At 71.8% G+C, this 11,759-nt stretch carries 11 protein-coding genes; 3 read left to right on the forward strand and 8 right to left on the reverse strand.

Translation table 11 applies throughout. From position 1 onward, the window contains the following. Window positions 1-20 precede the first annotated feature (20 nt). The 6 genes from BAY60_RS24385 to aztB all read right to left on the reverse strand — a co-directional run bounded on the left by BAY60_RS24385 (window position 21) and on the right by aztB (window position 7,097). Window positions 21-1,145, reverse strand: a complete 1,125-nt coding sequence (locus BAY60_RS24385; RefSeq protein WP_112283342.1) for an NDMA-dependent alcohol dehydrogenase — start codon at window positions 1,143-1,145, stop codon at window positions 21-23. A gap of 137 nt (window positions 1,146-1,282) precedes the next feature. Then, window positions 1,283-2,641, reverse strand: a complete 1,359-nt coding sequence (locus tag BAY60_RS24390) for an MFS transporter (protein WP_112283343.1) — start codon at window positions 2,639-2,641, stop codon at window positions 1,283-1,285. 216 nt (window positions 2,642-2,857) lie between these two features. Then, window positions 2,858-4,045, reverse strand: coding sequence for a zinc metallochaperone AztD (gene aztD / locus BAY60_RS24395; protein WP_112283344.1), 1,188 nt, complete (start codon window positions 4,043-4,045; stop codon window positions 2,858-2,860). Between the two features lie 39 nt (window positions 4,046-4,084). Next, window positions 4,085-5,023 carry a zinc ABC transporter substrate-binding protein AztC gene (gene aztC, locus BAY60_RS24400; protein WP_112283345.1) on the reverse strand — a complete coding sequence of 313 codons (939 nt, stop codon included), beginning with the start codon at window positions 5,021-5,023 and terminating at the stop codon, window positions 4,085-4,087. Beyond that, window positions 5,020-6,228 carry a hypothetical protein gene (locus BAY60_RS24405; RefSeq protein WP_112283346.1) on the reverse strand — a complete coding sequence of 403 codons (1,209 nt, stop codon included), beginning with the start codon at window positions 6,226-6,228 and terminating at the stop codon, window positions 5,020-5,022. Before BAY60_RS24405 ends, aztC begins: the two co-directional genes overlap by 4 nt. Further along, a complete protein-coding gene (gene aztB / locus BAY60_RS24410) occupies window positions 6,225-7,097 on the reverse strand; it encodes a zinc ABC transporter permease AztB (RefSeq protein WP_112283347.1) in 873 nt (290 codons plus the stop codon). The genes BAY60_RS24405 and aztB overlap by 4 nt, the downstream gene beginning before the upstream one ends. Window positions 7,098-7,147: 50 nt before the next feature. Between aztB and aztA the strand changes: the two genes are divergently transcribed. Continuing rightward, on the forward strand, window positions 7,148-7,864 hold the full coding sequence (gene aztA, locus BAY60_RS24415) for a zinc ABC transporter ATP-binding protein AztA (RefSeq protein ID WP_112283348.1): 717 nt from the start codon (window positions 7,148-7,150) through the stop codon (window positions 7,862-7,864). A gap of 119 nt (window positions 7,865-7,983) precedes the next feature. Here aztA and BAY60_RS24420 read toward each other — a convergent pair whose 3' ends face one another. Beyond that, complete coding sequence (locus BAY60_RS24420) at window positions 7,984-8,934, reverse strand: AraC family transcriptional regulator (RefSeq protein ID WP_112283349.1); 951 nt, start codon at window positions 8,932-8,934, stop codon at window positions 7,984-7,986. A gap of 82 nt (window positions 8,935-9,016) precedes the next feature. Here BAY60_RS24420 and BAY60_RS24425 point away from each other — a divergent pair, with 82 nt between their 5' ends. Further along, window positions 9,017-9,445, forward strand: a complete 429-nt coding sequence (locus BAY60_RS24425) for a pyridoxamine 5'-phosphate oxidase family protein (protein WP_112283350.1) — start codon at window positions 9,017-9,019, stop codon at window positions 9,443-9,445. A gap of 5 nt (window positions 9,446-9,450) precedes the next feature. On the opposite strand, the gene BAY60_RS24430 is transcribed toward BAY60_RS24425, so the two are convergent. Next, window positions 9,451-10,392, reverse strand: coding sequence for an AraC family transcriptional regulator (locus BAY60_RS24430; RefSeq protein WP_112283351.1), 942 nt, complete (start codon window positions 10,390-10,392; stop codon window positions 9,451-9,453). 142 nt (window positions 10,393-10,534) lie between these two features. On the opposite strand from BAY60_RS24430, the gene BAY60_RS24435 reads away from it, so the two are divergent. Then, window positions 10,535-11,758, forward strand: coding sequence for a cytochrome P450 (locus BAY60_RS24435; RefSeq protein WP_112283352.1), 1,224 nt, complete (start codon window positions 10,535-10,537; stop codon window positions 11,756-11,758). The last annotated feature ends 1 nt before the right edge of the window (window position 11,759 follow it).

Genomic DNA, 11,759 nt, shown 5'->3' on the forward strand with positions numbered 1-11,759 from the left:
CTCCTGGGGTCGGTGTGGTGTCAGTCGAAGACGATGAGGCCACGGATGTTGCGGCCGGCGTGCATGTCCTCGTAGGCCTCGGCGACCTGGTCGAGCGTGTACGTGCGGGTCACGAGCTCGTCGAGCTTGAGCTGTCCCGCCTGGTACATGCGCAGCAGGTTGGGAATGTCGCGGCGCGGGTTCGACTCGCCGAACAGCGAGCCCTGCAACCGCTTCTGCATCAGCGTCAGGTCGCCGAGCGCGATCGGTGCACCGGCCGCGGTGATGTCCCCGAGCCCGGTGAGCACCACCGTGCCCGCCTTGCGGATGGAGGCCAGCGCCTGCCCCACGTGCTCGCCCCGCACGACGCCGATGGTGACGATCGTGGCGTCGGCGCCCTGGCCGTTGGTGATCGATCGGGCGAACTCGGCGGCCTCCTCGATGCTCGCGTAGCCGTGCGTGGCACCGAACTGCTTGGCCCACTCCAGCTTCTGCGGCACCGGGTCCACGGCGATGATCGTCGTGGCGCCCGCGTGCGCCGCACCCTGCAACGCGTTGGCGCCGATGCCGCCGATACCCATGACGATCACCGTGTCGCCGGGGAAGATGTTCGCCGAGTTCACCGCGGAGCCCCAGCCGGTCGGGACGCCGCAGCCGACGAGTGCGGCGGAGCGCAGCGGGATGCTCCTGTCGATCTTGACCACGGAGTCGACGGCCGCGGTCGTGTACTCGCTGAAGGTGGAGATGCCGCACTGCTGCCCGACCGGCTCGCCGTCGAGGTGCATCCGGAAGCTGGCCGGGTCGTTCGCCCGCGCGCCGGTGAGCAGGGACGCGCCGAGGTCGCACAGGTTCGACTGCCCGCGCGCGCAGAACTCGCACGCACCGCAGGCGGGCAGGAACGAGAACACGACGTGGTCGCCGACCTCGAAGCCCGGCGTGTCCGGGCCGACGGCCGTCACCACGCCGGCGCCCTCGTGCCCGCCTGCGAAGGGATAGATGCCGACCGGCACGTCACCGGTGGCGACGTGGTCGTCGGAGTGGCACAGCCCGGACGCCGCGAGTCTGACGGTGACCTCACCCTGGCGCGGGTCGTCGAGCTCGACCTCGACCGTTTCGTAGCGGCCCGGTGCGCCGCGCACGATCGAGGCGCGGGTGGTGATCGTCATTGATACCTCCACGGTTAGCTGGGGCAGGGCAGCCGGACAGGCACTGCACCCGCCGTGTCGGGTGCAGTAGACCGCCCGCCCCCGGCCGTCGCGTCTCCGATTCGTGCACCGGGACTCGCCAATTCGTGCACCGCGGGTCAGTCGGTGGCGAGCACGAACGCCTCCCGCTCGGCCGCCGGGCGCTCGCGCAGCGCGAGCACGGCCACGAGGCTGACCGCGCAGACCAGCAGCATGTAGGCCGACACCGACAGCGAGGTGCCGGTCAGCTCGACGAGCCAGGTGGCGATCAGCGGCGCGAAGCCGCCGCCGAGGATCGCGCCGAAGGCGTAGGCGAACGAGACGCCGCTGTAGCGGATCGCGGACGGGAACAGTTCCGCGTAGGTGGCGGCCTGCGGGCCGTAGGTCAGGCCGAGACCGAAGGCCAGCACGATCACCGACAGCAGCATCAGCGGCACGGACCGGGTGTCGAACAGCAGGAAGAACGGGAAGGCCCACGCCCCCATGGCGAGGGTGCCCACGAGGTAGGTCCTGCGGCGGCCCCACGTGTCCGACCATCGTCCGGCCAGCAGGGTGAACACGCCCCAGGCGACGGCGCCGACCATGCCGACGAGCAGCATCGTCGAGCCGGTGAGGCCGAGCGTGCGCGTGCCGTAGGAGTTGGTGAAGGCGATGAGGATGTAGCCGACCATGTTGTTGGCGATGAACAGTCCGATCGCGACGACCAGCTCGCGGCGGTTGCCCTGGAACACCTCGATCAGTGGAGCCGACCGGCGGGTCTTGCGCTCGCGCAGTTCGGCGAACACCGGGCTCTCGGAGACCTTGGCGCGCACGAAGAACCCGACCGCGATCAGCACGACCGACAGCAGGAACGGGATCCGCCAGCCCCAGGACAGGAACTGCTCCTCGGTGGTCGCCGCGGAGACCGTGAAGAACACGAGATTGGCCAGCAGCAGGCCGATGGGGACACCGATCTGCGGGAACGAGCCGAAGAAGCCGCGGCGACCCGGCGGGGAGTGTTCCACCGACATCAGTGCGGCACCACCCCACTCCCCTCCCGCGGACAGTCCCTGCAGCAGCCGCAGCACGACGAGCAGCACCGGCGCGGCGACACCGATCGAGTCGTAGGCAGGCAGCAGGCCGACGCCCACCGTGGAGACGCCCATCAGCAGCAGGGTCGCGATGAGCACCGCCTTGCGGCCGAAACGGTCGCCGAGGTGACCTGCGATCACGCCGCCGACGGGCCGCGCGACGAAGCTGACGCCGAGCGAGGCGAACGACGCCAGCAGACCGGTGGCGGCGTCCAGCGCCGGGAAGAACTGGGTGCCGAAGACCAGGCCCGCGGCCGAGGCGTAGATGAAGAAGTCGTACCACTCGATGGTGGTGCCGACCAGGCTCGCGCCCACCACGCGCCGCACCTGGCTGCCGTCCGAGACGGCGTGCGAGGTGGCGGACGTGGCTGGGCCGGAGGGTGAGGCGGCCTGGGGGCTGTGCGTCATCGGCAGTCCCTTCCCGTCATGGGGGCTCGTGATCGCCACCGCCGGCGATCAAATGTTTGACTGTCGAGGGACCGTAAGGGAGCCGGCGAGCGAACACCAGAAGCAATCAAAGCTTTTACCGATGCCTGTGAGTGATATGCGACACACCCGGGCGAGCACCGGCCCGCCCGGTGTTGCTCGCCGGGCGGGCCGTGGTGCGTGCCGGAGCGGGTGCGGTCAGTGCGCGCTGACGCCGCTGAGCTCGTTGGGCTCCTGCGGCAGCGTGGTGCTGGCCCGCTTCTCGCCGGAGGCGAGGTCGACCAGGTGCACCTGCTTGGTGGCGGGATCGCTGACGTAGACGTCACCGCCCCGGACGAAGATCGCCGGGCGCGGCTCCTGCCACTCCAGTGGCTCCTCCCACGAGCCGGTCACCGGGATGCTGCGCGTGACCTTCGCGGCGACCGGATCGATCACGTGGATCTTGCCGTCGGTGCCGAGCACCAGCGCCTCACCCTCGGGACCCCGCGCCAGCGAGCGGAAGGTGTAGCTGGCGCCGAGCTCGACCCGCGTGAGCGTGGCGGTCCGCGTGTCGATCAGCGACACCTGCCGCGGGCGCTCCAGCTCGGCGTCCTCGTCCTGCTTGTAGTCGCCGAGCACGATGGGCGAGTGCTCCGAACCCGCCTGGTTTCCGATGCGGCCGTACTCGGTCGGGCTCTGCACCTTCGTGATCCTGCCGTCGCGGTAGATCAGGACGCCGTCCTCGCAGCCGATCACCACCGCCTCGTCCTCGGCGGTCGCCTCGCCGTGCACCCCGGGGCAGTTCTCGTTGCGCGCGATCTCCTTGCGGTTCTCGTCGAGCACGGCGATCCCGCGGCGCTCCTCCTCGTTGCCGAGGGTGACGACGAGCCGCCCGTCGGCCAGCTCGATCGCCACGCCGTGGTGTGGTTCCTTCGCCTGGTACGTCTCGGTCCGCGGGCTGCCGTCCGCGAGGGTGGCCGGGTCGAAGGAGTTGACCTCGCCGGTCCCGTCGGTGAAGAGCACGGTCTTTCCGGCATGCCGCACCACGTGCCCCGGCTCGGCGCCGGGGAACCGGATGTCGGTGAGTCGCCCGGCCACCGCGTCGAGGACCTGGAAGCCCTCGGACGTGGACACCATCACGTGCCGTTCGTCACCGGCCGGGTTCACGCGGTTGAAGCCGGGCAGCCTCACGTCGGCCTTCCGCTCCAGCGTGGCGCCGTCGAGCACGTACAGCCCGCCGTCGTAGGTCAGCACGACCGGCTCGGCGATGTCGGCGCGCTGCCCCTCCTGCTGCCCCGACCGCTGCTCCGCGGCGGGCTCACTCGTCCCGCATCCGGCGAGCACCGCCACGGAGCAGGCCAGTGTGGACAGTGCCAGGGGCAGGCGGGCACGCGAGGGCTTTCTCATGGTTGACTTCACTTTCTCTCGGTGGGGCAGGGACAGGTCTCAGGTGGACGTCAGGCCCGCGACGATCGCGTCGGTGTTGGCTCGCATGAGCTCCAGGTAGGTGCCTGCGCCGCCGCCCCGCTCGGTGAGCGACTCCGAGTACAGCTCGACGACCTGCACGCGCACGCCCGCCTGGTCGGCCAGCACCGTGGCGAGCCGGTCGGGCTGGGAGGAGTCGGCGAACACGGCACCGACCCCGGCGTCGCGGATGGTCGCCGCCAGCCCGGCCAGGTCCGACGGGCTCGGTGAGGCCAGCGTGGTGCCGCTGGGCACGACCGCGCCGATGACCTCGAAGCCGTAGCGTGCGGCGAGGTAACCGAACACGTGGTGGTTGGTGACGAGCTTGCGCTTCCCGTCGGGAATCGCGGCGAACCGGCCGGTCATCCAGGAGTCGAGCTCGTCAAGGTCACGCAGGTACCGGTCGGCGTTGGCGCGGATCGCCCCGGCGTCGACACCGGCGACGTTCTCGGTGACCTGCCTGCTGATCGCCTGCACGGCCGTGCGCACCCGCCGGGGGTCGGTCCAGAAGTGCGGGTCGGGCTCGCCGGCCTCCTCGCCGCCGGAGAACCGGATCGGGTCGACGGCCGCGGCGACCTCGAGTGCGGGCGTGCCCGCCTGTGCGGCGGCCTCGACGTTGCGCAGGACGCCCTCCTCCAGACCGAGTCCGTTGTAGACGAGCAGGCCCGCGGTCTCCAGTTCCGCCGCCTGCCGGGCCGAGATCGCGAACGAATGCGGGTCCGCGTTCGGCCGCATCAGCACCGTCACCTCGGCCTCGTCGCCGACGACGGCGCGGGTGATGTCGCCGAGGATGTTCGTCGTCACCACGACGCGGCCGCGGTCGCTGCCCTGCGCGGCACATCCGGTGAGCAGCAGTGCGACGGTGGTCAGGGCGGCGAGCCAGGCCACGATCCCGCGCCCCTGGGTCCTGGCTGGGTTCATCGTCCGGTCTCCAGCAGGTGCGTCGGGGCGCTGTCGAGGCGGAACGTCCTGGCCACGCGCAGGTCGTCGGCGTAGTCGATCTCGCGGATCGTGCGCGCGGCGGCGTCGTTCACGTAGGCCCGGCTGGTGTCGGCCTGGATCACGGGCGCCGGGTTGCCGTCCGCGGGCACGGGCTCGGACAGCACGCGAGTCCGTGCTGTCTCCACGCCGGTCTCGGAGTCGAGGGCGCGCAGCACTCCGTCGCGGCCGAGGACGAGCACGGGTCCGCCAGCCCCGACGGCGCTGACCGCGGCGACGGGGCCGGTGTCGAACAGCCGCCACGTCTTCGCCCTCACGTCCAGTGCCCACACGCCGCCGCGGCCTGCCGGTGCGGCCAGAGTCGTGCTGCCCGGCCGGTGGCTGAACGCGCGTGCCCGGTCAGCGGAGGACCGCCGCGGGTACCGGATCTTCTCGGCGGTGAACCTCCCGTCGTCCTCGGACACCAGCAGCGCGCCGTCGGCGCAACCGAACACCGCGCCACGCCGGGTGATCGCGGTGCCCTCGGCGTCGGCGCACGTCTCGGCCAGCGCCGACAGCCGCCGCCCCGCACGGTCGCGCAGCTCGACGGCACCGTCCTCAGTGGACACGACGAGCCGCTCGGCCAGCGGGACCGCGGTGCCGCCCGGCAGCGTCACGCGGCGGGCGACGGAACCGTCCTCCAGACGGGCACGGTCGAGCAGCACGGTGTTCCCGTCCGCGGTCGTCAGTGCGGTGACGGTGCTGTCGCTGTGCGCGCCGGTCACCGTGGCCGCCTCGGCGGTGCCGGTGGCGGCGGGACCGGTGCGGTAGTAGTGCTGGTGGTCGCCGTGGTCGACGGTCCAGGTGCCACCGTCGATGACGTGCACCGTCCGGCCGGCCGACAGGTACGCGAACCGGCCGTCGGTGACGGCCCGGTCGGCCCCGGGCACCCTGCCCACGTCCGTGGTCTCCCCGGTGCCGAGGTCCAGCACGCGCACCTGCCCGGTGCCGCCGTCGGCCACCACGAGCCGGGGCTGTGGCTCCGCGGTTTCCTCGGCACCCTCGACGTAGCCGTGCGGAGCCTGCCCGGGCGACGGCGTGTGCCCGGCGCCGGCGTCGGCCGCACCACCACCTCCGCAGGCGGCGAGCGCCAGCACCGCGAGGAGTCCGGCGGCGAGGGCTGGTGTTCGGATTCTGCGTGTGCTCACGCTGCTTGCTCGACTTTCTCGATATCGGCGGGGACGGACAGCACGGCGGGGCGCACGCGGTCGCGAACGCGAGCGGCCGCCGAGGTCAGGAAGAACAGCGCCACGGCCACCGCGGCGATCGTGGCGCCCGCGGCCGTCCCCCAGTGCCAGGAGACGAGCAGCCCGGTGACCGTGGCCGTCGCGCCGAGCGCGGTGGCCAGCAGCATGGCGACCGGGATGCGCCTTGCCCAGGCCAATGCCGCGGCCGGGGGTGCGATGAGCAGGCCGAACACGAGCAGCGTGCCGACGATGTGGAACGAGGCGACGATCGCCAGTGTGACCAGGCCCAGGAGCGCGGCATGCGCACGGCCGGGACGCAGGCCGAGGGTGTGCGCCGTGCGCGCGTCGAAGGTTAGCGCGACGAACGACCGGTAACCGAGCACGGACACCAGAACGGCCACCGCCAGAGCACCGGTCAGGTAACCGAGGTCGCGCTCGCCCACGGCCAGCACGTCACCGAAGAGGAAGCCGGTGAGGTCCACGGCGAACGACTGCGACCGCGAGACGATGATCACGCCGAGCGAGAGCATCCCGACGAACAGCAGGCCGATCGCCGTGTCCTGATACAGCTTTCCCGTGCGCCCGAGTGCGGTGACGCCGGCCGCCATCACCACCGCACTCACCGCGGCGCCCAGCAGCAGGTTGCCGCCGAGCAGCGACGCGAGTGCCAGCCCCGGCAGCATGCCGTGCGCCATCGCGTCGCCGAGAAACGCCATGCCCCGCAGCACGACCCAGGTGCCGGCGAGCGCGCAGACCGCCGAGACGAGCAGGCCACCCCACAGCGCCCGCTGCACGAAGGACACCTCGAACGGGGCGATCAGCCACTCCATGACTCAGCACCCTATAATGAAAACGATTGTCGTTTCAAACCTGAGGTGTCATGACACACAACACGCCCGAACCGGGCGCGATCCTGCGCGCGGTGTCGGCCGGCTATGCCCGGCACACCGTGCTGCACGAGGTCACCGCCGAGATCCCCGGCGGTGCCGTCACCGCCGTCGTGGGCGCCAACGGATCCGGAAAGTCCACTGTGCTCGGTGTGCTCGCGGGCATCGTCCGCCCGGCGGAAGGCGCGGTGCGGTTGCCGCGGGACACCCGGCCCGCCCTGGTGGTACAGCAGAACGCCGTTCCCGCGCTGCTCCCGATCACCGTGCGCGAGACCGTCACGATGGGCAGGTGGGCGATCCGCGGACCGTGGCGGCGGCTGCGCGGCCACGACCGGCAGGTGATCGAAAGCTGCCTCGCCCGGCTCGGTATCTCCGACCTCGCCGATCACCGGCTGTCCGAACTGTCCGGCGGCCAGCGCCAGCGAGCCCTGCTGGCGCAGGCACTCGCCCAGCAGACGAGCCTGCTGCTGCTCGACGAACCGACGGCGTCACTCGACGCGCCCACCAGGGAGTCGATCTCCCGCGCGATCGATCACGCCAGGAAGGCCGGGACCACCGTCGTCCACGCGACGCACGATCTCGACGAGGCACTGAGTGCTGACCACTGCCTGCTCCTGCGGCACGGCAGGATCCTCAGCCAGGGACCACCGCGGAACGTTCTCACCGCCGAGACCCTGCGCCGGGCATGGGGCGCGCCCGTGCTGCCGTAGCGGCTCAGGCGCCACCATGGTCGGGGCATGGCAGCACCGCAACCGGCCGCCACTCCCGCACTCACCCTGGCGCGACACCGGAACACTCCGCCGCGAGCGAGACCGTGACCGTGTACCCGTCACCTAGTTCGGTCGCGCGCGGTGCGCCGGAAGTCGCTGGGGCTGACGCCTCGGACGCGTTTGAACGCGGCGCTGAATCCGAACGGGTCGGAGTAGCCCACGGTCCGGGCGATGTCCGCGATGGTGGTGGACTCCTGCTCGGTCAGAAGGTCCGCCGCGAGTGTCATGCGCCAGCGCGTGAGGTAGGTCAGCGGTGGCTCGCCCACCAGGTCGGTGAAGCGCTTGGCCAGCGTCGAACGCGACGTCCCGGTCCGCTTGGCCAGCGCGGCGACCGTCCACGATGCCGCCGGCTCGGCGTGCAGCAGGCGCAGCGCGTCGCCGGCCACCGGGTCCCGCTGCGCGGCCCACCAGCCCGGTGGCTCACCTCCGGGCTGGTCGAACCACTCGCGCAGCGTGCAGACCAGCATCCAGTCCAGCAGCCGGTCGAGCACCACCTGCTGGCCCGGTGTGTCGACGGCGACCTCGGCGGCGAGATGGTCCAGCACGGCGTCAGCCGTGCCCCCGGCGTCCACACGCAACACGACGGGCAGCGCGTCCAGCAGCCGTCGGCTGATCTCGCCGCGCACCGGGTAGGCGCCGACGATCAGGGTCGTGGCACCGCGGCCGTCGGCGGCCGCCCCACCGTGGTCGTACCAGCCGAGCCGGTGCCGGGTGCCACCCTGCTCGGGTGTCGCGCAGTGCGCGCCGCACGCGACCGGCTCGGCCCGGGTACCGACCTCGTCGACGAAGGTGAACGTCGCGGGGCCGCGGACGACGATCGTCTCCCGCGCGCGCAGCGGCTCGGGTGGGTGGTCGTCCGGCACGATCCAGCCCGCCCCGGCGAGCACGGTGCACAGGGTCAGTGGCGCGCCGTCCACGAACCGCAGCGACCAGGGTGGGGTGAGGGTCGAACTGCCGAACAGGGAGCCGTGGGCACGCACACCACGGATCAGGTCGCTGAACACGTCCACCGTGCCGACGCTAGACGAACACGCAGGCGATCCGGTGTCCTGCCTATGGGATTGTCCGAACCGGCGTTGTTGAATCGGCGTCATGAGCACGGCCATGACCTCGCTGACCGCCGAAGACCTCGAGTTCCTCCGGCGCCCCCTGCACGGGTTCCTGTCCGTGGCCGGGGGGCCATTGCCGCCCCAGCCCCGGCCGGTGTGGTTCGAGGCCACCGCCGAGGGCGCGATCCAGCTGTTCACGGGCCCCGACTCGCCCAGGATGCGGCACCGGCGCCGCGACCCCCGCGCGTCGATCGTCGTCGCCGCCCCGGTGGGGGAACGGGAGCGCTGGGTGTCCGTGGCCGGCCACACCACGGTGGAACCCGACGGAGCACATGACCTGATCGCACGACTCGCGGCCCGCTACTGGGACCTCGACGACCCGGCCCGCGCCGACGACCTCGCCGAAATCCTGGCCGCGGACTGGGTCCGGCTCGTCATCCACCCGGACACCATCAGTCGCTACCTGATGTGACCCGGTCAGCGCCGGGCCTGTGCCGGGGACACGCCGTAGCGACGGCGATACGCCGCGGCGAACCGGCTCGCGCTGGAGAAGCCCCATCGGGCGGCCACGTCGCTGACAGTGGCGTGGCGGTCGGCAGTCAGGTCCGCGTGCGCCCGCTGAAGCCGCACGCCCAGCAGGTACTCGGTCGGCGGGCAGCCGACCCACTCCCGGAAGCCCTCCTGCAGCCGCCGGACACTGGTTCCCGCGACCTCCGCCATGTCGCCGACCGTCCAGGCGCGGGCGGGGTCGTCGTGGAGCCGGTCGACCACGCGCGCGACGACGCGCGGCCTGGGCAGCGGGCCCGCGCCCGCCTCGGGACAACCCGCCAGCAGGAAGCTCGCGGCGAGCGCGCCCGCCAGCTGCTCGCGCACGGGCGCGCACTCGCCGAACAGGCCGGGATCGTGCAGATGGGCCGCGAGGCTGCCGACCAGCTGCCGCCACGCGCGGCCCCGGCCGCCACCCAGCTCCAGCTGGTCGGGCAGGTCGCCGCGCAGCGTCACCCGATCGCCGCCGAGCACCCGTTCCGCCTCGCGGTCGAGCCACGCGCTGTCGAACTTGACGCCGAGCACCGTGCAGGTGGCGTCCCAGTGAGTGATCAGGGACGGGGTGTCGGCCCGGAACACCGTCGCCTGCCCGGGCACCGATGTCGTCACCGCGCTGTGCCGTCCGCGACTTTCCAGATGCCCGGTCAGCGGCATGTTGATCTCGTAGGCGCCGGGATAGTCGCAGGCGATCGCCACGTCGGCTCCCCAGCCGACATGGCCCACCAGCACCGGGCCCAGATCGAGGGTGCGCAGGGTGAGGCGCGGATCGCGGCCCCCGCCGAGCGGGTCCAGCTCGTGCGGGAAATACGCCTTCGCGACCTCCCGGGAGGCGTCGTCCCAGTCCCGGGGCGCGGCACTACGCCGTGCGGGCATGGCGACGAGGTTACCAGAGACACAGCTCACAAAATCGCCGCGCAATCGGTGCTGACCTCGCGCGATCCGTGTCGCCAGGTGCCGCGCCACCGCCCTAACGTCCCGAGCCGTTCCTGGACGACGACGTTGGGAGGACACACCGATGACGACAACCGAACGGCCCGATCTCTCGTGGCTGGACACGGTCACCATGAGCGAGCTGGAGCGCGACCCGTACACCACGTACGAGCGGCTGCGCGCCGAGGCGCCGCTGGCGTACGTGCCGGTGCTGGGGTCCTACGTCGCCTCCACCACCGAGGTCTGCCGCGAGGTCGCCACCAGCCCCGACTTCGAGGCGGTCATCACCCCGGCAGGTGGCCGCACGTTCGGGCATCCGGCCATCATCGGGGTGAACGGCGACATCCACGCCGACCTGCGGTCGATGGTCGAACCCGCGTTGCAGCCCGCCGAGGTCGACCGCTGGATCGACGACCTCGTGCGGCCGATCGCCCGCCGGTACCTGGAGCAGTTCGAGGACGACGGCCACGCCGAACTGGTGGCGCAGTACTGCGAGCCGGTCAGCGTGCGGTCGCTGGGCGACCTGCTCGGGCTGCAGGACGTCGGCTCCGACAAGCTGCGCGAGTGGTTCGCGAAGCTGAACCGTTCCTTCACCAACGCGGCGATGGACGAGAACGGCGAGTTCGCCAACCCGGAGGGCTTCGCCGAGGGCGACGCCGCGAAGGCGGAGATCCGCGCGATCGTCGACCCGCTGATCGACAGGTGGATCGTCGAGCCGGACGACAGCGCCATCTCCCACTGGCTGCACGACGGCATGCCGCCCGGCCAGACTCGCGACCGCGAGTACATCTACCCCACCATCTACGTGTACCTGCTCGGCGCGATGCAGGAGCCGGGCCATGGCATGGCGTCCACCCTGGTCGGGCTGTTCAGCAGGCCCGAGCAGCTGGAGGAGGTCGTCGACGACCCCGCCCTCATCCCCCGGGCGATCTCCGAGGGCCTGCGCTGGACGTCACCGATCTGGTCGGCCACGGCACGCATCTCGACGAAGCCGGTGACGATCGCAGGCGTCGACCTGCCGGCGGGCACACCGGTGATGCTGTCCTACGGGTCGGCCAACCACGACACCGGCCAGTACGAGGCGCCCTCCACCTACGACCTGCACCGTCCGCCACTGCCCCACCTGGCGTTCGGCGCGGGCAACCACGCGTGCGCGGGCATCTACTTCGCCAACCACGTCATGCGCATCGCGCTGGAGGAGCTGTTCGAGGCCATCCCCAACCTGGAGCGCGACACCCGCGAGGGCGTCGACTTCTGGGGCTGGGGGTTCCGCGGGCCGACGAGCCTGCACGTCACCTGGGAGGTCTGAG

The organism is Prauserella muralis (genome assembly GCF_003202285.1).
Lineage (GTDB): Bacteria > Actinomycetota > Actinomycetes > Mycobacteriales > Pseudonocardiaceae > Prauserella_B > Prauserella_B muralis.

Excerpts from the sequence above, each read along its gene's own strand:
- aztD (WP_112283344.1), bottom strand. The coding sequence starts at position 4,045 with ATGAGAAAGCCCTCGCGTGCCCGCCTGCCCCTGGCACTGTCCACACTG.
- BAY60_RS24385 (WP_112283342.1), bottom strand. The coding sequence starts at position 1,145 with ATGACGATCACCACCCGCGCCTCGATCGTGCGCGGCGCACCGGGCCGC.
- aztA (WP_112283348.1), top strand. The coding sequence starts at position 7,148 with ATGACACACAACACGCCCGAACCGGGCGCGATCCTGCGCGCGGTGTCG.
- BAY60_RS24435 (WP_112283352.1), top strand. The coding sequence starts at position 10,535 with ATGACGACAACCGAACGGCCCGATCTCTCGTGGCTGGACACGGTCACC.
- BAY60_RS24430 (WP_112283351.1), bottom strand. The coding sequence starts at position 10,392 with ATGCCCGCACGGCGTAGTGCCGCGCCCCGGGACTGGGACGACGCCTCC.
- BAY60_RS24390 (WP_112283343.1), bottom strand. The coding sequence starts at position 2,641 with ATGACGCACAGCCCCCAGGCCGCCTCACCCTCCGGCCCAGCCACGTCC.
- BAY60_RS24425 (WP_112283350.1), top strand. The coding sequence starts at position 9,017 with ATGAGCACGGCCATGACCTCGCTGACCGCCGAAGACCTCGAGTTCCTC.
- aztC (WP_112283345.1), bottom strand. The coding sequence starts at position 5,023 with ATGAACCCAGCCAGGACCCAGGGGCGCGGGATCGTGGCCTGGCTCGCC.
- aztB (WP_112283347.1), bottom strand. The coding sequence starts at position 7,097 with ATGGAGTGGCTGATCGCCCCGTTCGAGGTGTCCTTCGTGCAGCGGGCG.